Origin of the sequence: Sporolactobacillus shoreicorticis (assembly GCF_024125445.1) — a bacterium.
Lineage (GTDB): Bacteria > Bacillota > Bacilli > Bacillales > Sporolactobacillaceae > Sporolactobacillus > Sporolactobacillus shoreicorticis.
In genome coordinates, this window is record NZ_JAMXWM010000005.1 from 187,938 (window position 1) to 213,106 (window position 25,169).

Annotated in this window: 31 protein-coding genes and 1 pseudogene; 25 read left to right on the forward strand and 7 right to left on the reverse strand. The window is 43.4% G+C overall.

Features of this window, described 5'->3' with window-relative positions; genetic code table 11:
* The first annotated feature begins 153 nt into the window (after positions 1–153).
* From NIE88_RS06455 to NIE88_RS06465, 3 genes are all read left to right on the forward strand, one after another.
* On the forward strand, positions 154–771 hold the full coding sequence (locus tag NIE88_RS06455) for a type 1 glutamine amidotransferase family protein (RefSeq protein WP_253060505.1): 618 nt from the start codon (positions 154–156) through the stop codon (positions 769–771).
* A 46-nt stretch (positions 772–817) separates the two neighbouring features.
* Positions 818–1,375, forward strand: coding sequence for a cysteine hydrolase family protein (locus NIE88_RS06460; protein WP_253060543.1), 558 nt, complete (start codon positions 818–820; stop codon positions 1,373–1,375).
* Between the two features lie 343 nt (positions 1,376–1,718).
* The gene (locus NIE88_RS06465; protein ID WP_253060506.1) at positions 1,719–2,561 is read left to right on the forward strand and encodes an alpha/beta fold hydrolase; all 843 of its coding nucleotides are present in this window, start codon (positions 1,719–1,721) and stop codon (positions 2,559–2,561) included.
* Positions 2,562–2,680: 119 nt separating this feature from the next.
* On the opposite strand, the gene NIE88_RS06470 is transcribed toward NIE88_RS06465, so the two are convergent.
* Positions 2,681–4,021: a DUF4179 domain-containing protein gene (locus tag NIE88_RS06470; RefSeq protein WP_253060507.1), complete on the reverse strand. Its 1,341-nt coding sequence runs from the start codon at positions 4,019–4,021 to the stop codon at positions 2,681–2,683.
* A complete protein-coding gene (locus NIE88_RS06475) occupies positions 4,002–4,529 on the reverse strand; it encodes a sigma-70 family RNA polymerase sigma factor (RefSeq protein ID WP_253060508.1) in 528 nt (175 codons plus the stop codon). The genes NIE88_RS06470 and NIE88_RS06475 overlap by 20 nt, the downstream gene beginning before the upstream one ends.
* 332 nt (positions 4,530–4,861) lie before the next feature.
* Between NIE88_RS06475 and NIE88_RS06480 the strand changes: the two are divergent.
* From NIE88_RS06480 to NIE88_RS06525, 10 genes and pseudogenes are all read left to right on the forward strand, one after another.
* A pseudogene (locus NIE88_RS06480) lies at positions 4,862–5,497 on the forward strand (MFS transporter); the annotation flags it as partial.
* The gene (locus tag NIE88_RS22755; RefSeq protein ID WP_373689408.1) at positions 5,391–5,756 is read left to right on the forward strand and encodes an MFS transporter; all 366 of its coding nucleotides are present in this window, start codon (positions 5,391–5,393) and stop codon (positions 5,754–5,756) included. The pseudogene NIE88_RS06480 and the gene NIE88_RS22755, both read left to right, overlap by 107 nt.
* Positions 5,757–6,192: 436 nt before the next feature.
* Positions 6,193–6,669, forward strand: a complete 477-nt coding sequence (locus NIE88_RS06490) for a PTS sugar transporter subunit IIB (protein ID WP_253060511.1) — start codon at positions 6,193–6,195, stop codon at positions 6,667–6,669.
* Between the two features lie 59 nt (positions 6,670–6,728).
* On the forward strand, positions 6,729–7,538 hold the full coding sequence (locus NIE88_RS06495) for a PTS mannose/fructose/sorbose/N-acetylgalactosamine transporter subunit IIC (protein WP_253060512.1): 810 nt from the start codon (positions 6,729–6,731) through the stop codon (positions 7,536–7,538).
* Positions 7,531–8,343: a PTS system mannose/fructose/sorbose family transporter subunit IID gene (locus tag NIE88_RS06500; RefSeq protein ID WP_253060513.1), complete on the forward strand. Its 813-nt coding sequence runs from the start codon at positions 7,531–7,533 to the stop codon at positions 8,341–8,343. Before NIE88_RS06495 ends, NIE88_RS06500 begins: the two co-directional genes overlap by 8 nt.
* A 5-nt stretch (positions 8,344–8,348) precedes the next feature.
* Entirely contained in the window at positions 8,349–8,813 is a 465-nt protein-coding gene (locus tag NIE88_RS06505) for a PTS sugar transporter subunit IIA (protein ID WP_253060514.1), read from the forward strand.
* A gap of 10 nt (positions 8,814–8,823) precedes the next feature.
* On the forward strand, positions 8,824–10,503 hold the full coding sequence (locus NIE88_RS06510; protein WP_253060515.1) for a glycoside hydrolase family 13 protein: 1,680 nt from the start codon (positions 8,824–8,826) through the stop codon (positions 10,501–10,503).
* Between the two features lie 190 nt (positions 10,504–10,693).
* Positions 10,694–11,452, forward strand: a complete 759-nt coding sequence (locus tag NIE88_RS06515; protein ID WP_253060516.1) for a MurR/RpiR family transcriptional regulator — start codon at positions 10,694–10,696, stop codon at positions 11,450–11,452.
* A 696-nt stretch (positions 11,453–12,148) separates the two neighbouring features.
* Entirely contained in the window at positions 12,149–12,751 is a 603-nt protein-coding gene (locus NIE88_RS06520) for a DUF1349 domain-containing protein (RefSeq protein WP_253060517.1), read from the forward strand.
* Positions 12,752–12,923: 172 nt separating this feature from the next.
* A complete protein-coding gene (locus NIE88_RS06525; RefSeq protein WP_253060544.1) occupies positions 12,924–13,391 on the forward strand; it encodes a putative immunity protein in 468 nt (155 codons plus the stop codon).
* 204 nt (positions 13,392–13,595) lie between these two features.
* Here NIE88_RS06525 and NIE88_RS06530 read toward each other — a convergent pair whose 3' ends face one another.
* From NIE88_RS06530 to NIE88_RS06545, 4 genes are read right to left on the reverse strand one after another with little or no spacing between them, the layout of a single operon-like run.
* Entirely contained in the window at positions 13,596–14,081 is a 486-nt protein-coding gene (locus NIE88_RS06530; protein WP_253060518.1) for a DUF2628 domain-containing protein, read from the reverse strand.
* A 40-nt stretch (positions 14,082–14,121) separates the two neighbouring features.
* Positions 14,122–14,451 carry an antibiotic biosynthesis monooxygenase family protein gene (locus tag NIE88_RS06535; protein WP_253060519.1) on the reverse strand — a complete coding sequence of 110 codons (330 nt, stop codon included), beginning with the start codon at positions 14,449–14,451 and terminating at the stop codon, positions 14,122–14,124.
* Positions 14,452–14,494: 43 nt separating this feature from the next.
* The gene (locus tag NIE88_RS06540; protein WP_253060520.1) at positions 14,495–15,274 is read right to left on the reverse strand and encodes a class I SAM-dependent methyltransferase; all 780 of its coding nucleotides are present in this window, start codon (positions 15,272–15,274) and stop codon (positions 14,495–14,497) included.
* A 20-nt stretch (positions 15,275–15,294) separates the two neighbouring features.
* Positions 15,295–16,044, reverse strand: coding sequence for an NADPH-dependent oxidoreductase (locus NIE88_RS06545; RefSeq protein ID WP_253060521.1), 750 nt, complete (start codon positions 16,042–16,044; stop codon positions 15,295–15,297).
* Positions 16,045–16,143: 99 nt separating this feature from the next.
* On the opposite strand from NIE88_RS06545, the gene NIE88_RS22760 reads away from it, so the two are divergent.
* The 4 genes from NIE88_RS22760 (at position 16,144) to NIE88_RS06560 (ending at position 17,967) form a co-directional block, all read left to right on the forward strand.
* Positions 16,144–16,404, forward strand: coding sequence for a hypothetical protein (locus NIE88_RS22760; RefSeq protein WP_373689410.1), 261 nt, complete (start codon positions 16,144–16,146; stop codon positions 16,402–16,404).
* A gap of 150 nt (positions 16,405–16,554) precedes the next feature.
* Positions 16,555–16,854, forward strand: coding sequence for a hypothetical protein (locus NIE88_RS06550; RefSeq protein ID WP_253060522.1), 300 nt, complete (start codon positions 16,555–16,557; stop codon positions 16,852–16,854).
* Positions 16,823–17,122 carry a hypothetical protein gene (locus NIE88_RS06555; RefSeq protein WP_253060523.1) on the forward strand — a complete coding sequence of 100 codons (300 nt, stop codon included), beginning with the start codon at positions 16,823–16,825 and terminating at the stop codon, positions 17,120–17,122. Before NIE88_RS06550 ends, NIE88_RS06555 begins: the two co-directional genes overlap by 32 nt.
* Before the next feature lie 110 nt (positions 17,123–17,232).
* Positions 17,233–17,967, forward strand: a complete 735-nt coding sequence (locus NIE88_RS06560) for an SDR family NAD(P)-dependent oxidoreductase (protein ID WP_253060524.1) — start codon at positions 17,233–17,235, stop codon at positions 17,965–17,967.
* A gap of 204 nt (positions 17,968–18,171) precedes the next feature.
* On the opposite strand, the gene NIE88_RS06565 is transcribed toward NIE88_RS06560, so the two are convergent.
* Complete coding sequence (locus NIE88_RS06565; protein ID WP_253060525.1) at positions 18,172–19,332, reverse strand: MFS transporter; 1,161 nt, start codon at positions 19,330–19,332, stop codon at positions 18,172–18,174.
* A gap of 77 nt (positions 19,333–19,409) precedes the next feature.
* Here NIE88_RS06565 and NIE88_RS06570 point away from each other — a divergent pair, with 77 nt between their 5' ends.
* The 8 genes from NIE88_RS06570 to NIE88_RS06605 all read left to right on the forward strand — a co-directional run bounded on the left by NIE88_RS06570 (position 19,410) and on the right by NIE88_RS06605 (position 25,036).
* Positions 19,410–19,799, forward strand: coding sequence for a MerR family transcriptional regulator (locus NIE88_RS06570; protein ID WP_253060526.1), 390 nt, complete (start codon positions 19,410–19,412; stop codon positions 19,797–19,799).
* A complete protein-coding gene (locus NIE88_RS06575) occupies positions 19,796–20,152 on the forward strand; it encodes a nuclear transport factor 2 family protein (RefSeq protein WP_253060527.1) in 357 nt (118 codons plus the stop codon). Before NIE88_RS06570 ends, NIE88_RS06575 begins: the two co-directional genes overlap by 4 nt.
* A gap of 13 nt (positions 20,153–20,165) precedes the next feature.
* Positions 20,166–20,588: a GNAT family N-acetyltransferase gene (locus tag NIE88_RS06580; RefSeq protein WP_253060528.1), complete on the forward strand. Its 423-nt coding sequence runs from the start codon at positions 20,166–20,168 to the stop codon at positions 20,586–20,588.
* Between the two features lie 847 nt (positions 20,589–21,435).
* Positions 21,436–21,729: a WXG100 family type VII secretion target gene (locus NIE88_RS06585; protein WP_253060529.1), complete on the forward strand. Its 294-nt coding sequence runs from the start codon at positions 21,436–21,438 to the stop codon at positions 21,727–21,729.
* A gap of 391 nt (positions 21,730–22,120) precedes the next feature.
* Complete coding sequence (locus tag NIE88_RS06590) at positions 22,121–22,549, forward strand: DUF5082 family protein (RefSeq protein WP_253060530.1); 429 nt, start codon at positions 22,121–22,123, stop codon at positions 22,547–22,549.
* Entirely contained in the window at positions 22,549–22,803 is a 255-nt protein-coding gene (locus NIE88_RS06595) for a DUF5344 family protein (protein ID WP_253060531.1), read from the forward strand. Before NIE88_RS06590 ends, NIE88_RS06595 begins: the two co-directional genes overlap by 1 nt.
* The gene (locus tag NIE88_RS06600) at positions 22,800–24,800 is read left to right on the forward strand and encodes a T7SS effector LXG polymorphic toxin (RefSeq protein WP_253060532.1); all 2,001 of its coding nucleotides are present in this window, start codon (positions 22,800–22,802) and stop codon (positions 24,798–24,800) included. Before NIE88_RS06595 ends, NIE88_RS06600 begins: the two co-directional genes overlap by 4 nt.
* Positions 24,797–25,036 (forward strand): hypothetical protein, encoded by a 240-nt coding sequence (locus NIE88_RS06605; RefSeq protein ID WP_253060533.1) that lies wholly within the window; start codon positions 24,797–24,799, stop codon positions 25,034–25,036. Before NIE88_RS06600 ends, NIE88_RS06605 begins: the two co-directional genes overlap by 4 nt.
* The last annotated feature ends 133 nt before the right edge of the window (positions 25,037–25,169 follow it).

The following is a 25,169-nucleotide window of genomic DNA, read 5'->3' on the forward strand; positions in this document are numbered from 1 at the left end:
TTTAAAATCAATGAAAAAAGAAATTTAAAAGGATATGAGATCAATTGCAGTTGTGAAGTGGACATAAATCTGATATACTTTTAACTATGGGAACATACGTTCTTGATTAATATACTTCACGCAGGTAAGACGAGCAGAAAAGAGTGAGTAGAGATGGAGAAGAGGATATTATTTGTACTTTTGGAAGAGTACGCTGACTGGGAAGGTGCCTATCTTGCCTCTGAAATTATGAGAAGTTCAAATGAGGAATCAAACAATTACTGTGTTAAAACCGTATCCTTGATAAAGGAACCGGTTCATTCGATTGGCGGATTCACTACGCTACCCGATTATGCTATCGATTCAGTAGATAATCATTTCAATGGGTTAATTCTTATCGGAGGAAACTCATGGCGAAAGGAATCGAGTAAAAAAGTCATACCGCTCATAAAAAAAGCATTAGAAAATAATGCTGTCTTAGGTGCTATTTGTGATGCTACGGTATTTTTGGGAATGAACGGATTTCTCAATGAAGGCAAGCATACAAGCAATCAGTTAGAGGAATTGAAGAAAGCTGCGGGGAAAAATTATAGCGGCGAAAAAGAGTACATCAATCAACAAGCTGTCCGAGATGGCAACAGGATCACCGCTAATGGCACTGCCGCGTTAGAATTTTCAAAAGAAGTCTTAGTGGCGTTGGGCATTAAGAATAAAGCGGAGGCTGATGACTGGTACCATTTTCATAAACTTGGCTACTGTAAATACATGAAACAACTGAATAATATTGGTTAAGAGCACCAGGCATGTTACAATGGAAAAAATGAAAGGGGCGTTGCGTGTGAACCAAGCCTTACTTGTCATTGATTCGCAGCAGGCGTTAATCGATGGCGATGCTCAGGAACCCGGTGTTCCCAATAAAGAAGAACTGCTTCAAAAGATTAATTTTGTGATTGAAAAAGCGCTACAAGCCAAAATAACCGTAATCTTTATTCGCGATACGAGTGTATCCGATGGGAACGGAGAAGGATTCCAGATTCATCCGGCGATTCATATACCGGAAGGCGCGACGATATTTAATAAAAGTGCGACGAGCTCTTTTTATCACACACCATTGTTGAACTATCTTCAAGAGCGCGGTGTTGAGCATCTAGTGATTGCAGGATGCAAGACCGAATATTGTATTGACACAGCCGTTCGAATGGCTACGGTCAACGGATTCGATGCGACGCTGGTTGGCGATGCACACGGTACCTCGGATTCATCCGATTTGTCAGCCGAGCAGATCATCAATCATCATAATCGAGTGTTGCACGGATATGATAATGACGACCATTTTTCGCTTGTCAGGAGCGCAGATGAGGATTTGTTTCACCCGATCCATGACAAGTATCGTTGATATGAATCAGATTAGCAATAGGCATAAGGGACAGCATTGATGCTGTTCCTCATTTTGTGCACTTTTTTTCGATGAGACGGAACGAAAGGATCATGGGAACGTCATTTTTTCAATTGACATAGATGTAAATAATGCTATAATACATTAAAATCACATCTAAATACTTGGCTATATACTTGTTTATCCAGAGAGGGTAAAGGGTCTGGCCTCAACAGCGGACCTTGCAAAGAGGTTTTCTGTACATGGGAAATCTCTTTTTTGTTTGTCTGAATAATTGGATAAAGAGCCAAAACCCAACTTGAGAAAATGCAAATGATTAAAAAACGAGAAAGGGTGAATGAATTTGGCAGAACGTTATTTTGAAGTAGAACCAGGTATTGAGTTGCACTATCGTGACGTGGGGAGCGGAAGACCGCTTGTGTTTATTCCGGGTTGGACATTCAGCATTGATGTATTTGAAAAGCAGATTGCTTACTTCTCCACTCATTATCGCGTGATTGCAGTAGATCCGCGAAATCATGGGAAATCAACGATCAGTGTAAACAGAAATACGTACGATGTGCAAGGAGCGGATCTCGGAAAACTAATCAATCACCTTGAACTAAAGGATGCCGTATTGATCGGTTGGTCATTTGGCGGTCTGACGCTGTGGTCCTATGTAGAGCAATTTGGCGTTCAAAATATTTCAGCCGCTGTTACCATTGATGTATCTCCGCGGACTCTTAGCTCGGATTCTGATGAGTGGGTAGCCGGAACACTTGAAGACCTCATCGCTGTCCATAATCATTCTCTGGATTCTGCAGAACATTATCGTCAGTTTATTGATTCATTTGCTGAAAATCTATTATTCGACCACGCGATTACTGATGAGGAAAAAAGTCGATTTACAGCGCCGAGCCTGCGTCTCCCGCATCAAATTGCCGATGCTCTTTATGTCGATGGCTGGCTAACAGACAAAAAAGCAGCGGCAAAAACGGTTGATGAAGCAGTGCCCTCGTTAATAGTTACTTCATCGGCGCGTGCAGATACCGCCAAGCCTTATATACAAAAAGAGCTCCCCAATAGTGAAGTGCATTCGTTTGGCAATCATCTGTTATTTTGGGAATATGCCGATCGATTTAATGAAATACTCGACCAATTTCTTAGCAAACATAATCTTTCAGAGACTGCGTTACAAAACTCGTAAAATTGGGGAAGTACGTCAAGCTTGGAAAAAGCTGAGAAACAGCAAATGAAGAACCCGCTCGAGTACCAATAAAGATGAAAACGCCCACCTTAGAATGGGCATTTTGTATGATCTGATTTTTATTTAATTTTCATCCGAACATTGCCGTGAACGCGCTCGGGATAGTCGATGATCTTCAATTTGATTGGTTCTTTATAATGACGATTCGGGATGCTCAGCATTTCCTCGTGAATGCTTGAATTTAGGGCAGCCGATCCTTCTGAGCGCGTTTGATAATGCTTGCCACTTTGATCGGTAAACGTTGAGTCGAAAATTCCGTATCCTGAACGATGGTCGATTTTCGGTATGTGTACAGCAAATTTTAAGATGAGATCCGATTTATGCTCACTGTCGGTACGAATGGACTTGAGCGTCATACGATCAGCGACGGGATTTCCAATCAATTTCTTCTTTTGTAAATCGACTGTGAGATAACGATCACGTTTATCGATGACGCGCGCTCGGGTCAGACTTAGGTACAATGAGCGCGGATGCGCATAATAATTGCTTTGCAGGTAAAAAGTTTGATCATTTTCATTTGAGCCGGTAGCGGTGAATCCTTGTGGCGGAGTCCAACCACGCCCTTGTTTGTCACTGAGCTGCAAATCATCTAAGTGTGTGATTTGCTTGGTGTTTTTCGGATCGTAGGTAATATGGACGGCAATTCGTGTCGGATAGACGGTGACCGATTGGATCGTCAGCTTTTGATCTTCCAGCGAAACAGTTCGATTTAAGGGATAGCTGATTTTCATCTTCTCATACTTTGTTATATTGTAAGGAATTTTGAATATCCAAGTTCCCATTTTAAACGTAAGCGACAGATAGAGCGGATCGGTTAATTTCTTTTCATTCAACGACATTGAGATCCGGTCATGAAAAGTTGATTGCCTGATCGTTAGTTGCTTCTTCGTTTTTCCAATCAGTCCATAGTTAAACTCAGTTGCTCCCATGACGGAACGTTTGTATTTGTTCTTAATATCGAAGTTTTTCAACTCGGGCTGAATTTTTTTCTCCGATTGCTTGATTGTGTAGAAAAAGATCACTTGATGTGAATCGGCAATCATGCTATTGATGGTGACTGTTGTTCCGTTCTTTGTTTGCGATAAATTGAGCTTTTGCAAGCCATGATGATCAACCGCGTCTTCGAGTCCGTGATCACCGTTCAGAAGCTTAACGATCGCTTTCATGCCGGGTACATGGGAGACATAGCTGGCGAACGCGGGCGATATTTTAACCAACGATAAAAAGAGTAGAAGAATCGCAGCTGCTGCGCTCACGATTTGCATGATTCGTCGCCTTTTTTTGATTCTTCGTTTTGCTTTGCTGATGCCAGAGAGGGCGGCATCCAATGACTTGGGTGAATCCGATGTCTGGTTGAACTGCTCTGTCATTTTTTCCAATTCATTTTCTAATATGCGCATTACGTTTCTCCTCTCCGGCCAGATATCTCCGCAACTGGGTCAACCCATGGTTCAATCTTGTTTTGACTGTCCCAAGCGGAAGATCAAGACCTTCGGCGATTTCCGACAACGTGTATTGATGATTATATTTTAGAATGATAATGATTTGATCATTGACTGACAGCTGATGGACCAATATTTCGAAATCAAGACTAGCTGCCGGATCACGAACATCGCCGGTTTGATCGGGAATGGAATCAACGGGAATGAAACGCTTTCGCCGCCGCAGTTCATCCAAACAATAATTGATCATGATACGAATCATCCATGTGCGCGCGTAGTTCGTTTTTTTGATCTTGTGAAAATGTGTGTAGGTGCGGCAAACCACTTCCTGCAATGCGTCCAGCGCGTCTTGTTCATTTTTCAGATAGCGCCAGGCTGTACGGTAGAGTTCGCTATGACAAGAGGTCAGCAGTTTTGTAAATTGCTCTTCGCGTTTTTTTGCGGCACTTAAAGGGTGTGAAAACATTAAGTTCACCAATTTTCTGTTTGCTCTGTATCTATTAGACTGAGAAAACACAGGAACGGTTTTGTTTTTTTAACAAAAAATGACTCATATCCATAATGGAGTGAGCCATTTTACAAATAATCGAATATATGTTCGGATTGCGTGACATCTGAATTAACGAGGCTATACCTCAATTTTTATACTAATAGTATAAATTATCATAAAATATAAGTCTCTATTTTCTCCACGAATTCTTCTATTCTTAATTTACCCGGCCGATATGACATGCATTTGCTTGGACGCAAATGCGAGAAATGGGATCATAATTTACAAATTCGCTTACTCGGTGAAGCGGAGGACTCGCGGATCGAGTCGGCCGGCGTCCGATTATGCTGCTTGGCGCGGCTGTTCAAACCGTAATGTTTGCCGCGCTGGCGCTTGGCGCAGTTTTGTTTTTCAAATACCAAAGCGCGCTTTTATGGACATGCGCCTTAATCATTTTTATCTATCTGCTGGCCATGTTTTTTATGATTCACGAAACGAAGCCTCCGAAAAAAAGTGAAAAGAGGAACGTGAAACTTATTGAACTGGTGTTCCGGTCGCTTTGGGGCAGCATGAAACTGATTGCTTCGGACAAGGTGTTCGGTCTCTATATTCTTGCAGTAGTGTTTGCGATTTTCACCATCATGCAGCTCGACCTGTACTTAGCGGTTTATGTCATCAATTACGTTCCTGCGCAGCCGCTCATCAGTTGGGATGACTGGCGTTTCATGCTATCAAGCTCAGAGGTATTCGGCTGGCTGCTCGGACTGAATGGTCTCATGTTTGTTTTGCTCATTCTGCCGATCAGCCGTCGGTTAAAAAATTGGAGCGAGCGACATCATGCTGCTTTCATGTCTTCTTTCCGGCGTTGGAACGTTCGCTGTGGGGTTGAATTCAAACCTTTGGTATCTGTTGTTTGTGATTCCGGTTGTGTTCACACTCGGTGAGATCGTACGCTCACCCGTGACAGAGAGCTTCGTCAGTCATTACGCACCAACCGATGCGCGTGCGCAATATATGGGCGCATCCAATCTGCAATTTACAATTGGCCGTTTTCTCGCGCCGCTCGCCGTTTTTATATCGGCATGGGTACCTCCAATAGGTGTTTTCAGCATGTTGCTGCTTTTTTCAATAATCAGCATGGCCCTCTACTTCTACCTATTTAAGGTTTATGCAAAGAAAAAAGGAAACATGAATTTCATATAAATGTTTGTTTAAGGCATAAGTAACGATTTATTTTTTGGACAAAAGGCCACTGCATGGGGCTTGAGAAAGCCACTGGAAAAGATCATGTCTGGCGATTAATGAAGGCCGACACTGTGAACCACCAACCGATACCCAAAGAGACATGTTTAGATCAAATGCCCTATAATGTCACCTAAATTGGCTACCTTTTAAGCCACTTGCTCGATGGTTGAAATTCGATCGATAATCGGACTTTGACTACCGAGCTTTTTTTGATTCTGGATTTATACTCGCAAAGCAACCTTTAACCAAGATTCGGGAAATTTCCCATTCGATTGACGCTTTTCTCGTTGTCCCTATACGTTTCCCGATACCTTTGGAATCTATTGTTTGCGCTTTCACATGATGATAATCTCTATGTATCAAAAGAAAACGCATTCAAAAAGGGGACTTGAAAATGGGATTAGTATTGGCACGAATTGATCAGCGTCTGATTCACGGCATTGTCGTTACACAGTGGGCGGCGCACACAAAAGCGAAACGGCTGATGGTCGTTGATGATGAAGTGAGCAAAGATGAGACGCAAAAAGCAGCGATGCGTATGAGTAAGCCCGCAGGAACGGGGATGTCGATCATTGACACGCCTACGGCTATCACCAACTTCAAGAGCGGGAAATACGACAGCCACAATGTTTTATTAATTGTTCGTGAACCGGAAACATTATTGAAACTCGCCGATGGAGGCGTTCACATACCAAAAGTTAACGTAGGCATCATCTTTGATGGTGAAGGCAAAAAAACGCTGAAGAAAATGGTTTCTGTAAATGAAAAGGAAGTTTCTGATTTAAAAGTCCTACAGAAAAAAGGAATTCCGGTTACGTTCCATTTTGTACCTGGAGAAGCAGAGGAACCATTAGAAACCTATATTAAATGATTCATTCGTTATGAATGCGTTTTATGAGAATTGAAATAAGACCGGGAAGAGGAGAAAAGATGGAAATTATTCAGGGAATACTCATCATCGCGCTTGCCTTCTGGATGGTTCTTGACCAGCAAGGGTTTGTCATTACAACGTGGTTTCCGGCCATTATTGGGATGATTGCCGGCATTATTATGGGAGATATGACCACGGCAATGATTATTGCCGGAACCTTCCAATTGATGGCTTTAGGGGTAGCCAATATCGGCGGCTCATCCGTACCAAACTATGGCCTTGCAACGCTTGTAGGCATTTATGTGGCGATTCGTACGACTCACGATGTGGAACATGCAAAGGCTGTTGCTTTAGCAGTGGGCGTACCTGTCGGCATGCTGGGCATTCAATTAGATGTTTTAGGGAAATTGTTGAATTCATATGTTTCGCATGCGGCTCAAAAAGCGTTAAATTTAGGAAAATTTAAGAAAATGGAGCGTATTTTTTGGCTTGGGCCGCTAATCTTTGGCTTAACGACCGCGCTGCCGACCGCACTTTGTGTGTTATTTGGCGATAAGCTCGTTCGGCTGATTCTCGATGTCGTGCCGAAATGGTTTACCGACGGTTTATCCATTGCCGGATCGATGCTGCCGGTCGTTGGTATTGCCCTATTACTTCAGTTCATGCCTGTTAAAAAATATTTGACCATGCTCTTAATCGGCTTTGTGGTTTCTGCGTATCTTAAATTACCAATCTTGGGCATTGCAATTCTGGGCTTCGCTTTTGCTTATTACTACTTTACGCAAAATATGAAAAAGACACCGGCAGCGGCGACAGCCGGGGCCGCAAGTACGGATGCACTGGATGAAGGGGATGACTTTGATGAGTGAGAAGACAAGCGATGCGGTAACGAAAAAAGACGTTCGAAAAGCAGCCATCCGCTACATGTTTATGGCCTGCAACACCTTTAACTATGAAAATCAGCAGGCGCCTGCAGTCGTGTATGGGTTAAGCAAGGTATTACGAAAAATCCATAAAAAAGATGAAGACTATAAAGCTTCATTAAATAATCATTTTAACTATTTCAATACGACAACATGGATGGCCAATTTACTTTTAGGCGCATCGGTGGCGATGGAAGAAAAGGACGGTATTAAGTCAAAGGATGCCGTCCAGGCATTTAAAACGGGGATGATGGGACCGCTGGCAGGCATCGGTGACACACTGGTTTGGGTGCTTTATCCGACGATTATGGGATCGATTGCCGGGTATATGGGGCTGCAAGGAAACCCGACTGGTGCCATTATCTGGCTGCTCTTAAATGTGTTTTTCTTCTTTTTCCGTGTGGAATTATTCGATTTGGGTCACACATCCGGATTGAAGTTAATCACAGCTCTAGGAGACAAGCTAAACGTATTCACAGAAGCGGCGTCAATCATGGGTCTGACGGTCATCGGCGCGTTGATTCCTTCCGTTGTGAAAATGACGATTCCAATTGCGTTTAAAACCGGTAAGGTGTCCTTGCCGATTCAAACAGAAATTCTGGACAAAATTATGCCGGCATTACTTCCGGCGGTGCTGACCTTTGTCGTCTATAAACTGCTTGCTTCAAAGAAATTCAGCGTAACGCAAATTATTTTCATGGTTATCGGGTTAGCGCTTGTTTGCTCGTTCTTTGGTATTTTAGGTGTTTAAAAACGATGAGTGAGGCCATTTGTTTCATTCTGTTAGAGAAAGGAAAACGTACGCACATGCGAAAATTTATCATTGCCAGTCATCATAAAATGGCAGAGGGAGTCAAGGATACCCTCAATTATATAACCGGCGGGCAAGGCAATGTTTACGCGCTGTCTGCCTATCTGAAAAACACACCAATTCAGGAAGAAATTGACGAACTGTTCAAAGAGGTAAAAGAGGAAGACGAGGTTATCATTTTTACTGATCTACTCGGCGGATCGGTTAATCAAGCTTTTTCAAGATATATCACTCGTCCACATGTCCATGTAATTACGGGGATGAATTTACCGATTATTATGGCTCTGGTTTTGAATCCTGATTCCGCCTATTTAACTGCGGATCAGATCCGCGCGGCACTCAATGAAGCTAAAGAGCAACTCACTTATGTGAATGACCTTGCAACCAACATGTCTGAAGATGATGAGTAAGGAGGAAGCAATGGAAAAAGACTGGTGGAAGAAAAGCGTCGTTTATCAAATCTATCCGCAAAGTTTTAAAGACACAACGGGAAGCGGAATCGGCGATTTAAACGGAATTAGTGAAAAACTCTCTTATTTAGCTGACTTGGGGATTGATGTCATTTGGCTGAATCCGATCTATCAGTCGCCGTTGGTCGATAACGGATACGACATTTCAGACTACTTTAAAATTAATCCTGAATATGGAACGATGGACGATTTCAAACGACTTTTGAACGAAGCACATCAACTGGGTATTAAGATTATTATGGATTTAGTCGTGAATCACACGAGTGACCGGCATGAATGGTTTAAAAAATCATCTGAGTCGCGAGATAACGAGTATTCTGATTTTTACATTTGGAAAGATCCGAAAGAAGATGGAAGCGCGCCAACGAATTGGGGCTCCACCTTTGGCGGCCCCGCTTGGACCTATGTGGAAAGCCGCGGCCAATATTATCTTCATTTGTTTGCAAAAGAGCAACCTGATTTAAACTGGGAGAATCCGAAGGTTCGTAAAACCATTTATGATATGATGAAATTTTGGTTTGAACTGGGCATTGACGGTTTTCGGATGGATGTCATTAGCCTGATCAGCAAACGCCAGGATTGGCCGGATGCACCGGATGACGCGGTTTATAGCAAATCTTATTATATTGGCGCATCCAATGGACCGCGTGTTCATGAATTTCTCCATGAAATGTATCAGGAAGTGTTAAGCAAATACAACATCATGACCGTAGGTGAAACGGCGAATACAAATAGTGATCAGGCCATTTTATATACGCACCCGGATCGCGAAGAATTAAACATGGTCTTTCATTTTGATCACATGCACTTGGATTATGGACCGTATGGAAAATTTTCCGATGTTCGTTTTAAGCTGAGTGATTTGCGAGACGTGATGACAGAATGGCAGAGTAAGCTGGAGGGCCGCGGATGGAACTCGCTTTATTGGAGCAACCATGACCAGCCGCGCGCAGTCACCCGTTTTGGCAATGACACAAAGTATCGCGCGGAATCGGCGAAAATGCTGGGTACACTTCTTCATATGATGAAGGGCACCCCCTATATTTTTCAAGGAGAGGAACTAGGCATGCGCAATGTTCGCTTTGATTCCCTTGATCACTATAAGGACATTGAAACCATTGGTGTAAAGAATGACTTTGAAGCGAAAGGGCTTCCGGATTCCTATATAAAAAAATCAATTTTTTTAAAGTCTCGGGATAACGCGCGGACACCGATGCCTTGGAACGGGAGTGAGAAATCCGGATTTACGACCGGAACACCGTGGATCGATTTCAGTCCGGATAATGGAACGATCAATGTGGAAAGCTGTCTGGAAGATAAGGACTCCGTCTACTATCACTATAAGCAACTGATTCGTCTGCGTAAGGAACTGCCGGTGGTGGTTGACGGGACCTATGCACTCATTAATCCCACGGATTCCGATGTCTATGGTTATATGCGCATGCTCGGAAAACAAAAATTAGTTGTGATTTGTTCTTTTTCGGAACATAAAGTGAACTATAGGTTGCCCGAAGAATTGAGTAGATCTTCAGGAAAATTGCTGCTGTCAAACTATCATGATACAAAGAAAAAACTGGACGACTTAACGCTTCGCCCGTATGAAGCGGTTATTTACCTTATTGATGGATGAACTGCATCCATAACCGGTGGGAAATCTTTTCTTACCGGTCTTTTTTTGGGGTTATACTGAGAGGGAACAAGAACAGAACTGCATTCATTTCAGCAAGCTGAAGCATGAAAAAATCAAATGAGTCATTTATGTGATTAAAAGTCATCTCTTTGCTTTATTTGAAAATAGTGATTTCACAAGGCGGAACAGTATGGAATTCGAGTTAAGCGTAAAGATGCATTATGATCAACTGACCGATTCTGAAAAAGAAATGGTTAAATTTATGATGAATCGGCCACAAGACGTGATTAATATGAATATTGTTGAATTAGGCAAGGCGATGCTTAGTTCTAAAAGCTCGGTGCTTCGTTTGGCTAAAAAGCTGGGCTACCATGGATTTTCAGATTTAAAGTACGTCATTCGAGAATCCATGACGATTTCTAATCAAGAGCCCTCCGACTTAACACAGCTGTTAAAACAGGATTTGGATTGGATGTTTCGCTATGTGGAACAAACGAATTTCCAACCATTTTTGCAGAAATTAAAAGACGCGCGGATGGTTTTTTTGTACGCTACCGGTTTTTCCCAGAATAACTTTACGAAGGAATTTTCTAAGGATTTGATGCTGGCAAAACGGGCAAACATGGTTATTTCCGGAGAGACCAATTTGGCAATGAGCAGCTCGATCTTGACGAAAGAGGATTTGATTCTATTTACTTCATTCAGTGGCGAAACACCGGGGATCAAGGATACGGTTCGCATACTCAAAATGAGGAATATACCGATGGCAACGATTACTCGATTCGGCAGCAATTTTTTGAGTGAAAATGCCGATTACTCATTTTTCTACGAAGCCACCCCACTGCCGAGTAAAGAGCATTATCAATCGATTCATTCACTTATTGGTTTAGAGGTGATCCTCGACGTGATTGCGCGAAAGTATCGCGAGTTTATCCTTTTTGACGAATAATTGAAAGGAAGAATCAACGGCTAAATGATCTGTCGGTTACTCAAGGATTATTCAAATAATGGCGCTTAATTTTTTGCAGCCGCACAATCGTTTTCGTTTATTTGCAGACTATGAAAAAGTGTAGTGATTTTGTCAGTATACTGTTTGATGTTTTCAATACGAATTCATTAAGAAAGAAAACACAAGGCAAGACAGTCAACGCACTGGCGCAGATGGTTGATTCATCGGAATAAATATTTTGTCTGGTCATGTACTCTTGGTATCGACTGTTCAGTGTTGCCTCACGTAAAGCACGGAAAATGGGCAGTATTGGACATTATTGAATCAAATAGGACAGCTAAAATACCAAGATCAGCCGGACAAAGGATTTTGCTTAGGTTTTCGGAAGTTTATATAAAGGATCGGAGTCCATATCAATAAAGAACTTCTAGCTGGCTTTCGCTAATTATTTAATAAAATGATACGAGCGATGGACATAAAAAATCAGTTAAATAAAGAAGATTATTCGGAATGGGAATAAGAAAAACGTACCGTTCATCTGTATAACTTGCCATGAGCGTGAAGCGATTCTTCTTAAAGTTTTCAGAGAAATGTATCCGGATAGGTACATGGCCGGGAGTACAGAAAGATTATCTCTAAATAAAAAAGAATCGGGCGCTTTTTGCCTGATTTTTTCACAGAGGAGTGTTCAGATCAATGAAAAGAACGTCAGTGAACTGGCGAGAGGGTTCGTGGAGCAATGAGCCGGAACATGTCACGATTGAACGAGGTATATTAACTGTAAAAGCCAGACAGGGAAGCGATTATTGGGCGCATACATTTTACAATTTCCGGCATCAAGACGGACATGCTTTGTTAAAAGAATGGTATCCGTCGGAAGCCATTGAAGTGTCGTTTTCTCTCAATACGTTCAATAATCTCTATGATCAGGCCGGAGTGATGATTTGGCTGAATGATCATCAATGGGTCAAAAGCGGCATTGAGATGAACGATGGTGTCCCTCATTTAGGTGCGGTAGTCACCAACAAGAATTCAGACTGGTCTTTAGCCCCGGTCCCTGACTGGAAAAATAAGGGGGTAGTCACCGTGCGTGCCTCATTTTTCAATCATGCATTAATTCTGCGAGCGAGAGCAGGCGAGGAAGAGTGGCGAACGGTGCGAGTCTGCCCCTTTGATACGGATAAAAAAATATATGCTGGTCCGTTCCTGTGCGCACCAAAAAGCAGTGATTTTGTCGTTCATTTTACAAATTGGTTTAGAACGGCTCCGGACGAGGACTTGCACAGACAGCCGCAATAAGCTGATTGAAAAAATGAAATGGATCGGTCTCTATTGAGCTGCCTGATCTGCACTTGCCTGCGTTGCTGCAGCTGGATGCGGTTGCATATACTAGTAAGGGAAAAATGGGTAACAATACTTAAAAAACTGAAACAGACCGTGACCTTTATGAAGAGGATGAAATGATGTGTCAATGAACTTCGTGGATTTCGAATCCATTAAGAAAGAGATCGAGGAAAAACTTAAATTGGTGAATCAACAGATAGCTGCCTTGTGGGCGGCTGTCTGTTCTGATCATGTTATTCGATATTTTGAACGGGAACGTCCCCAAGATGATCGGCCGTGGCAAGCGATTGCGGCAACTAGGTTATGGGCAAGAGGAAGGATCAGGGCTGATAAAGTGCGAAAAGCCGAAATTGCGGCAGATGCAGCGGCGCGCGAAGCAACCGAAGAAGCCGCCATTGCTTCCGCGCAGGCGGCGGGCCAAGCTGCATCGATTGCGCGAAGCGTTGACCACGCGATTCATGCATCGACCTATGCGACAAAAAGCGCATTTTATGCTTCGGGCGGTGAAACGGAAGCGGTCGAAAAAGAGCGCAAATGGCAGTATGACCGTCTGCGTGAGCTTGCGATGCTGATAGGGAGAAACTGGGAAAAATGAGAAAATAAAATTTACGAACGCCTAGTGTTAGGGACAATGAGATCCCTTCGTTTTGTATGACGAGAAAAAGCAATGAACATGCGGGCAGCGGTTGCCTACGCAGTCAACGTAAATGCTGGCACGAATCGTTAGCAATTTGCTTGTGTTCGCAGATCGCCAAAGGCTCGTTGCGAAAAAACCACGAGTAAATCGATTGATCAATAATTATATGAAGTTCAGGATAATAGTTACACCGAAATCAATCACAAAGAAAAGCCAAAATGCCGGCCAGCTGTAGCCGGGACAAGTTCTCAAATGATGGATACGTTCGTCGCGGTCAGGGATCTGCGCTTTTAATGTTCGGATTTCTTTAAGGGAATACAGGAAGCATAGATGGTTGCTGTACAGCGCGCAGATAATAGCAACTACGAGACTGAAGCTCCAAGCGAAACTATTAGGTAAATCTTTGAAAATCAGTTCGAGAATCGTCGAGATCACTAAATACCCGTAAGCGATCATGTACATTTTTCGGTGAGCGGCCCAGTAAGTAAAGACGAAAAATGCCGGCCAATGCCAAGAAAAACTGCGCTTTTTGTCGCTCATCCGTGTCCAGCGTCGTTCATAGGTATCCTCATGTTTTCCAAGATAGAGCAATAATTCTTGACGTGTTTCTTCACTTAAATCCAGATAATGGGTGTTCCATTCAGACATCAATAAAACATCTCCTTGTATAATCTGCGCGCGTTTTTAATCAGCGGGTAAATGAATAGTCTTTCTCAACCTTGCTAATTCGTGTGATGAATGATTCGTACCAGTCACCTTTGCCTTTTTTCTGAGCCATTTGGTGTTCGGCGTTCCTTTTCCATTGCTTGATTGCATCGAGTGAAGACCAATAGGAGACAGTGATACCGATACCCTGTTCGTCACGCGCACTTTCCACGCTAAGGAAGCCCTGCTGCTTACTTGCGAGAGTGACCATTTGATCGGCGGTAATGCCATATTCTTTTTCCTCAATCTCAGTTCGCTTCGAGGTGAAAATGACTGCGTAATAAGGTGGGGCGGGTGTTTTCGCAAACGACATCTGCATGCGCCTCTTTCTAAAGTATTTATTAGTTCGGTGATTATTAAGATGATCCTTTTCTCCCAATTAAAAGCACTGCATTCCCCAAAGATTTTTTACTTCGAAGGACGTGAGGCAATTTTATCAAATCACTGAGCTGAATCGCCTCAAGTTCGGAAACTCCAAATTTTTTTACTTCGGGTAAAAAGTCGCTGTAATTTCCGTATGTTTTATTGTCCATAAATAGATCCATTAACACGAAGACACCATCTGAATCTAATACTCTAAAAGCCTCTTTTAAAAGCTTTATTTTATTTTTTTCATCCTTAACTTCGTGAAACGTCAAGCAGCTAACCATTGCATGGAACGTATTATCTAAAAACGGAAGCTTCGATGCACTCGCTTTAATGAATGAAACGCGATCTGAAACGCCCTCGATTTCAGCGTTACGCTCACATAACTTTTGCGAATATTCCCAGTTGCTGCCCCAATAATCAATTCCTACAAATTGTCCTTTGGGGAATGCCTTCGCCCCCTTGATGATCAGGGAGCCGCTTCCCGTACCGATATCAAGCAGCTTTCCGTCTCCGTCCCATTTTAATTGATCAATGATTAAATCATGGATCATTGATTGAAAATTGTTTCCTATTGGCGAAAACTGATAGGACGTACGGGAAACAATAAAGGTAATGTAGCAAAACGGAAGCGCAAGCAGCCCTGAAAAAATTCGAAGATACATGTTTATGGGAGTAAACGCGACCGCAAGCAAACAAACACTAATGACTAGAAATATGATTAACAGCCGTTTTCGTATCCATGTTTTGTAGACGGGTTTTGAACTCATATAGTTACCCCTTTCTTGAATCAATACTGAACAAGGCCCTGACTTCTTAATGTCTCCAACATTTTTTTCTTTGCTTCCGACTGTTTTCCGGAAACGGCTTTGGCAATTTGGTTCGTAAAGGTGTCGACACGTCGATTGGCGTCGCGCAGATCATAGTATTGATTCACGTCATGGTCATAATTCTTCAAAGTTTCAAGTGATTGTTCCGCAGACCGGTACTCATTTTCAAAATAGACGGCTTCCTTTGGCAGACGCGGCTTAAGCTGCGGCGATTGATTTGGGTAGCCAACGGCGATACCGAAGGCTGGAAAGGTAAACTTTGGCAATTTTAAAAGATCGATCACGGCTTGAGGATCATTCAGGATGCTGCCGAGGTATACGGTGCCAAGGCCCAGACTTTCAGCGGCAGCAACGATATTTTGTGCCGCGATGACCGTGTCGCTGAATGCTCTGAAAAAGAAATCAGTTGAACTCAAAACATCGGTCGGCTGCTCCTTTGCTTCAGCAATTTTTGCGTTGCGGTGCATGTCGATGACAAGTACAAAAAGGCGATCCGCTTCCGCGATGTAATACTGGTTGCCGATTTTGGCTAATGTCTTTTTCTTTTCCGGGTCGGTCACGTCAATGATTGAATATTGCTGAAAAAAATTGCTTGTTGCTGCGTGCTGCGCGGCGCTGATGAGCAAATCGACTCGTTCTTGGGGAATCCGTTCGTCGGTAAAACTGCGAATACTTCGGTGATTCAAAAGAGTTCTGATCGTTTCGTTCATAATATATATCTGCTCCTTTTTACAAACGGGTAGGTAAACTGAACCAATGCATTGATTATATCACGCTCTAGGCTATTGCAGTCTCTTCGCTTTGTGTCCATGAACGTGTTCTCAACTCATGAGGTTGATCAAGCGCTCGATGCAGCTGAAGAAAAGCGAGCCAAAATGGTGCTCGATGTTCAGGATCTCGATCAAGGCTTAACCAATGAATACCAGCAGATTAACGAAGATTTACCGTATATCACTGCCCTTTACGGAGAACTAGTCAACGCCACCAGGCAGGTGCCGATATTCAGCCGATGCATTTCAATGCCCAAGCGTATCATGACAGTGAGATCTATCACGTTCAGAATGAGATGAAGAAGACGACGCAAAGCTATTTGCAGTATAAGTAACAGCAGGAAACTGTGCGAGAGATGGAGAAACAAAGGAAAGCAGAAGTGAACCGACCGTGGTATGAAAAGGCAGGGTCTGCGGTGGCCACATTTGCGGGCGAGCTCTCCGGCTATTATGATTATCTTAGAGCGGTTCGAACGTGTGGAAGCCGGAGCCCTAGCGGTTTCGACCTTCATTCCGATTATTGGCTGGGGCGGCAGAATTGCCAAAGGCGGCGAGGCCCTTTATAAAACGGCGAAAGGTTTTGAAACGGCGGGACAATCATTAAAAGCATATGATCAAGCAAGCCGAACCTTGAAAGTGCTTAGCACAAGCGAAAAGGGTATCGATGCACTCCTCGCTGGAAATGGTGTCATTGAGGCCTCAACCGGCAGGGACATGTTTGGCAAACCCATTGACCGAAGAGCAACGTAAAAACAGTCTCCTGCAAGGGATCATGATGATGCATGCCGTCAGCCGCGGCAAACTTGTTTCTAATGAAACGAAAATCGCTGTGGACGAACAGGCCAAAGCGTTTAAAGACGACGTAAACCACCTCATTCAGCAAACAAATGAAAACATAAAACGGCGCAAGTTAAAGCTTTCGCTGGCAGGAGAATCTGAGAAAGTTTCCCAACTGACCGATGATGTGGGAGCGCTAGCAATAAGAATGCGGCAACCAGTCAGGAAGTTAACAGCATAAGTAAAAAAGTTAGCGAACCTAAAGAAAATCCTGATTCTCAGCTTCAGAAAGTATTTGATATAGCTGATGATTATAATCTTGATGACAAAGTATATACTGAGCATATTTTAATGAGACATGGGAGTAACTCAACATTCGGTAGGAAGTCAACATTCAATCCCAGTTTTGACATAAAGGGAGGAATTGAAAGCACTCTTAAAGGAAGCAATTTTCTTTTAAAACCCAATACTGCTGGACGTGCACGAGAAACGTACAATCAGTTAACCAATAAAGGACTCTTGTATCAGGCAGATATCAGCGATGAGATGCAGGTTAAAGGAATGGTTCATGCGTGCATTGAAAAGTTCGGGAAACTCGATTATCTCGTAAACAATGCCGGGATTACACATCAACTAGCCATGGATGATTTTGAGGGCGCAACTGACGAAGTTTGGGATAAACTTTGGGATGTGAATGTTAAAGGAACGTTTCACTGCATTAAAGAAGCGGTTCCTTATTTAAAGAAGAGCACAGATGCTGCAATTGTTAACGTCGGGAGTGTGGCCGGTATTACTGGACTAGGATCCTCGGTTCCCTATGCGGTGACAAAATCGGCGGTTCATGGATTAACCAAGTCATTGGCATTTTCACTAGCCCCGAAAGTTAGAATCAATAGTATTGTACCTGGTGCCGTGGATACAAGATGGTGGAAAGGTAATGAAGAGAAAATGAAAGCCATGGCAGGGCGAATTCTTTTAAAAAGAATATCCACTCCTGAAGATATTGCCGAAGCTATTTGTTGCGCCCTTGTGCAAAAGTCACTCACAGGGCAAGTGATTACTGTAGACAATGGACAAACATTGTGACAACGATCTACCCGATCAGTAGACTGATTATAAAAAAACAACACCCATTATGTTCGGGTGTTGCTTTGATTTATTGAGAGTGAAGGAACCGGAAAATAGTGAAAAGAATGCTAGTTAAATCGAAACTGTGGAATTTCATCAGAAAATTTGCTTATCCGGTATGACCTGTCGTAAAACCTCCCTTTCTAAATTTATTAACCTTCATTAATATTCATTTTTGTGATCGATTGCGAGAATGAACGAACAGATTAAGCTTACAAGCAGCACACCAGCAATCACTAAAAAAGGAATAGTGTATGAGTGAGCTTGTCCCAGCAACGGACTGATCACAAGCGGCCCGATCGTTGCACCGATGAAAAGAATGAATGTATAGAGTGTGATGGCCGTGCTTGCTTGGCTTCCGCCAACTCTGCCAATTATGGAAACAACCATTGGAAGTGTCAGAGCAATACCAAAAGCAAAAACAATACTGAAAAAAGTAAGTAACACAAGCGACTGAACGAATGCCATGAGAAAAATACCGAAAGATGCGCATGCGAGACCGAGCGACAGCAAACGCGATAACGACCATGTCCTTGTTTTTGTACTCAGGAAAATAGCGAAAAGGATACCAATTAATCCGAAACTGCGAAATGTCATCAAAAAATTTGCTCGCCCAGCATGACCGTCTGCAAAATAAGTTCCCATCGCGGTATACATACCGACAAATGCAAAAAGTAATGTAAACGTTATAATGAAGCACAGCCACAGCCTCTTGTTCCGAACGATCTGTGCCAAATCAGAACGAAATGAAGTGCGAATTTCTGACAGACGAGTTGTGCCTGGTACGGTGAAAGAAAGCAGCAAAACAATAAGGAAGTAAATGAGCGCTTGAACGCCATAGATGAAAAACCATCCGCCGAATTGAAACAAGAATGAGGCAAAAAGTTGACCAATGACACCCGCAATGACGAATCCCGAGGTGACTGCGCTGTTTGCAAGCGGAATGCGATTCTTTGGAAAGGATCGGATAATGATAGAGAACACAATCGGTGCAAAGACGCTTGCGAAGATGCCTTGGAAAAAACGAATGACAATCAACGCAGAGAAGGAATGCGTAAAGCCAATGAGTAAAGTATTAAGGATGAGCATGCCGAGCGCGGTGAGCAGCAGCGGTTTATGGGGAATTTTGCTCATCAACCAACCGACCATCAGAAATCCGATCGCATAACCAAGTGAAAAAATGCTGCCTGCCCATACCGCATGATCAGTGCCAAATGAATCAGCAATGAAAGCATAGAGCGGAATCATTTCGTAAATGCTGATTCCGATGCTGATACTTGCCATGAAATAAATGAAGGTGTGTAAATAGAGTTTGTTAGTCACTTGAAAGCCTCCTTTAACAATGGATTGAGTATAAATCTTAGAGTATACTCTAATGCAAGAGGAAAGTTGGTGATGATTTGAACCGTTCGTATTCAATTGATGAAATCAGCAGAATGACCGGTTTGTCTAAGTACACACTGCGCTACTATGAAAAAGAGAATTTGCTTAAAAATATTGCTCGTGATGAACACGGGTACAGAAAATATAGTGAGAAGAATCTGGAATGGATCACCTTTTTACTTAAAGTGAAGAAGACCGGGATGCCGATAAACAGTCTCAAATATTATGCAGACCTAATGGAACGTGGGGATGAGACGATCCCCGAACGAAAAAGCATTTTGCGTGACCATCAAAAAAGGATTCTGCAGGAAAAGGCCGAATTAAGTCAAGCGCTTGAAGTGATTGAGCGGAAATTTAAAATGTACGACGAGCGTCTGAGTAAACAGCGGGAAGAGGAAGGTCATTGAAAAAAACTGAATTGCAGGAGCATATACGCAAGCTGGAATTAAGTCTGCTGTCAGATGAGGTTCGCCGTTCGGCGGATCGACTGTCTGAGCTACTATCTGATGACTTCTTTGAATTCGGCAGTTCGGGAACGGTCTGGCACAGAACGGATTACTTGAATGAGTTTGGGATCGGAAAAGTAACGATGCGCATAAGTGATTTCCAAATACGGCGTTTAGATGACAACGCTGTTTTAGCAACCTACCAAGCACTGAATGTTGAGAGCAAAGCTCGGACATTACGCAGTTCGATCTGGATTTATAAAAATCAGAAATGGCAGATGGACTTTCACCAAGGAACAAAAGTCAAGGATTGAGGAGCGATTGAAAATGATTCGATTGGCAAAAAGTGAAGATGCAGGGAAACTGGCCAAACTATGCGGCCAACTCGGTTATGAGGCGACTGAGCAGGAGATTGGCGAGCGCCTGCAGCACATAATGAACGATTCAGATCATGCGGTTTTCGTCTATGAGAACTCCGAAAAGAAGCTTTGCGGTTGGGTACATATTTTCGGCAGATATACATTGGAAGGGATCTGCGCGGAGATCGGCGGCCTGGTTGTCGACAGTCAGTTCAGAAAGCAGGGGATTGGCCGCAAGCTGATGGAGAAGTGTGCGCAATGGGCGCGTGAACATAATTATCCAAGGATCAGGGTACGCTCAGGAGAAAGCAGAACGGGCGCACATAGATTTTACAATGAAATTGGCTATCAAACTGTTAAATGGCAGAAAATATTTGATTTACCGTTGTGAGTATTCAATTAAAAATGCCGCTTGAATTTCTGACGATCCGTCTGTGATTGCTAGAGAATCAAACAGACTAATAAAATCTGGAAACAGATTGATGAGATCAGAAAATCCCAACCCCCGCAATGCAGGTATCTTTTTGAAGATAACCACGTAAATACTTCGAAAATTAAGTACAGAGGAAAATTTGCCTTTTGCGCTTCTTTCTGGCGCATCTTTTGGGACAGCCTCGTGCTAACATGGCAGGTCGATCGCGATCTTAAAATAATGATAAAAAAGAACAAGCAAAATCTTTTCTGTTTATAAGCAATAGCAACTATGATTTTCACAGCTTAGGTCTGTTTTTTGCAGACTATGTCATTTTCAAAGTACATCGGTATAAATATTCAAAAGGAAATTCATAGAGTTTTTCAGTATGGTCTTAAATGAACAATAAGAATGATAATCTGTCTAATAGGATGTTCAGTGATGGTCAAAATAGCGCATCATTATAAAACATTTTTTTCTTGACTAGTAAAAAAGACACGGTGTTTTTTATCGAAATGGGTCGAATACGCTTTGCTTGATGAAAATTCACTGCTAATTCAGGAGTTTTGGCCGTGTTCAAGAAACCGTCACATTTTGTATGATAGGGTCAAGCAAGAAAAACAGCTCCGGTGAGATCCATTACACGAAACACCTCAAGATTTTCTTCATTTTTCTTTCAAGCATAATCTGACGAAGCGGAAAACCGCCTTAAGGCGGTTCCATATAATTGACGAATGACGATTCATGAAGGCTCTTTTCGTTCGATTCGGTGAAGGTTCACCATGCGTGCCTAAAGCATGCGACAAAACAAGGAGGTTTTTTACTCATGGCAGGACAAATTCGATTAACTCCGGAAGAGTTGCGCAGCTACGCAGCGAAATACGGTCAGGAATCATCAAACACAGGCGAACTGATCGGCAGGCTCGATGGAATGATTAATCAGCTGGCTCAGGTTTGGGAAGGGGCGTCCAGCCGCGCGTTCAAGGATCAATATGAACGGCTTCGCCCATCGTTTCAACAGATGCAGCAGCTTCTGGAAGACGTGAATCATCAGTTAGCGAAGAGCGCGACGATCCTTGAGGATACCGACAGCCAGATTGCCGGACAGATTAACGCCTAACGCAAGGCAAGCAAAAGGACCGGGCTCGAGGAAGAGTCCGGTTTTTTCATATAGGTAAGGAACGTTTCTCGTTTTGCCACGATAAGGTCATAGGATTCGATTGAGCGATCAGGTAAGCGCCCAATCTGAAATAAACGGAAACATTCCGCTTAATTAGAAAATGAACGAAAAAATAGCGTAAATAGACGGAGAAATTCCGCTTATCGAATCGAAAAAACGTGAAAATAGCGGGTTTTGCAAGGCATAAGCGGAAAAATTACCCTTATTTACCTGTGAAACAAGCACCATGACGCATATAAACGGAAAATTTACGCTTATTTTGCGTTACTTAATGAGGCACCTATGTACCCTGTGAATCCAGGGTTCAAAGTCAAGAAAGGAGGCGCGTCGCATGGGCGCATCGGCAACACTAAACGCGATTTTCCGTACACTGGCCCATCAGTCGGCGGCGGTTGAGGATCAAATTGAGCGGTTGAAGCGAGCGAATCGCAAACTCGGCCAAGAACAGGCGGCAGGAATGCATGTGCTGCAAACCCTGACGAAACCGGAACTTGGCGCCAATTGGAGCGGATCCAAGGCGCGCGCGTTCCAAAAGAAACGCGATGCTGCGCAGGACAACATGCGGGAGAAGCTCACGACACGTGTGGACGGTTATCAGCAGCGCATCGAGGCGAAAATCCATGAGCTGCAGCTGAAGCGCGATTTTCTCGCCGGAACGAGCGCGATGGCGCATGAGGCCGGCGCACTCGTTCATAAAGGTGAGAAGGCAGCAGATGCTTTGGAACACCAGTTATCTAAAATTAAAGGGCGGTTGTTCTAATGGGTCAAATTGAACTCAAGACGCATGTCACAGAAGGACGCATTGCGGCGGCAGAGCAGGCGCGCCAAGGGGTGACGCCAATCAAATCCGTCTCCTGCGGACGGAATCGTCTCGCCGCGACCGCCGCCTATCAGGAGGGCGAGCAGATGATGGAACAGCTTTTATCCGCCTACCTCGCCGGTGTACAAAAAAACATTGCCGATACGCAGGCGAACGTTGCGCTTCTGCAACGACAGGATGAGGCGATTAAATGAGAGCAAATCTAAGCGGCGGTTCCGGTTCAGCCACCGATACACAAACGTATGAAGCTGAGGCTCTGATCACGGCCGCTAAAGCACATGCTGGACACTATCAAACGCTGCGCGGTCAATTTCAGACGCTGCGTCACGCGTTCGGGCAAATCGAGGGACTTGGCCCTGACTTTCAGGGAAACGGCGCCAAAGCGATCAAACAGTTCTATGCCGCGCAAGTGAATGTGATTGATGCCTGGCTGCGTCTGATTGATAAGAAGATTGCCTATTTTCAGGGCGTGGCCGGCACGATTGTCGATAAGAAATTAGGCGGAGACACGCAGATTCAGGTACCTTTTCTGAATGAAGATCTGTCCATGGGGTATGCGCGGTCTAAGGAAAGGGTACGCGAGCAGCGCGCAGACATTTCCAAAATCCTGAGCAGCATTTCCGATCTTGTCCCGATCAACGTCTTCTCCAATCAGGAAGTGGATCAGGCGCTGGATGCCGCCGATAAAAAGCGGGCGCAAACGGTGCTTGACGTTCAAGACCTTGATCAGAACCTGACCAACGAATACCGACAAGTGAACGAAGACCTGCCGTACATTGCGTCGCTGTATGGCGAGCTGATCAACGCCACGCGGCAAGGTGCAGACGTGCAGCCGATGCACTTCAACGCGCAAGCTTATCATGACAGTAAAATTGTTCAGGTTCAAGATGAGATGGAAAAGGAGACACAAAACTACCTCCACTATAAGCAGCAGCAGGAAACGGTTCGTGAGATGGAGAAGCAGAGAGAAGCGGAAGTCAATCGGCCTTGGTACGAAAAGGTGGGTTCCGCTGTTGCCACATTTGCCGGTGAGCTCTCCGGCTATTATGATTATCTTAGAGCGGTCGAAGGTATTGATCCGGAGACCGGGCGAAAACTGAGCGCCGGCGAACGCATCACCGCCGGAGCTATGGCCGCTTCGACGTTCATCCCGATCATCGGCTGGGGTGGACGGATTGCCAAGGGCGGCGCGGCTCTCTACAAAACGGCGCGCAGTATGGAAGCGACCGGGAAGGCGCTGAATGCCTACGACCAAGCAAACCGAACGCTCAAAGTCCTCAGCCAGAGTGAAAAAGGAATCAACGCGCTGTCCGCCGCAAATGGCATCACCCAAGCCGCTACCGGTCGAGATCTGTTCGGCAAACAGCTGACCAAGGACGAGCAAAGAAACAGCCTCCTGCAAGGCGTGTTCATGATGAACCTCTTCACCCGGAAGCTCGCCACCTCACCTGCGCAAAAAGCGATCGTGCATGAGCAGAGTCAGGCGTTTAAAGAGCATGTGACTAAGATTGTGCACAATGCAAGAGAGGCGGTCAACTCAAGCAAACGGGAACCGGCAATGGCCGGAGGATCCAATGACTTTGCAAAAGTGAGCAACGGTTCCGAAGATATAGCGAAGACACATCGTATGGCGAAAAGTGAATCGGATGTTGCCAAGGCAAATCAATTGGTCAAAAATACAATTGAAGGTTTAACAAGTTCCGCAACTAAAGGTTATAAACCCGCTTCTAGTGAACGAACAATGACAAGAGAACAGTGGAAGAGCTGGGATAGAGAAAGGCGTATAAAAACTAATTACCCCAAACCAATTATTAATACGAAAAATTATGAACATGTCAAGTCAAATCCTAATTATTATAATTCTAAGGGTGAAATTATTTGGCCACCTAATCAGGGTGTACTTGGAAGTTCCAAAACTAAAACAATAGAGCCTGGTACAATTATTGATAGATTTGGTTACGAGGCTGGAACATTTGTTTCACCGTATGGAGTTCCCTATGAAATGCGTTCGTTAGCTCCTGAAACTTATTTAAAACCATATAATGTTTATGTAATTAAAAAACCAATAGAAGTGCAAGTTGGAAAAATTACTCCATGGTTTGATGAATTAGGTCTTGGCACTCAATATGAGCTCAATCAATCAGTGAAAAATTTAATAGATAAAGGAATAATTGGAAGGATAGGAACATGATTATGAAAAAAGATGAATTACAAAAATTGTTAACTGCTGCTAATATTCCTGTAGATTTATACAAATTAAATGGAGGTTTGCCTAACGAAGCATTTTGTTTAAATAACAATAAAGAAAATAATGTTTGGGAAGTATATTATAGTGAGCGTGGTTTAAAATCACAGTTAAAGAAATTTAATTCAGAAGATGAGGCTTGTAATTATTTTTATAAAACAATACTAGAATTTTTAAGCTGATAACATTTTTCCAATCCAATTAGTTGTTGACTTTACGTATTTTGTCAAATTGGATTTTGTGCATGATCTTAAAAACATTTGATGATCGAAATCGGTCGTTGAATGCTTTTTTTATGTTCATAGGAAATCCATT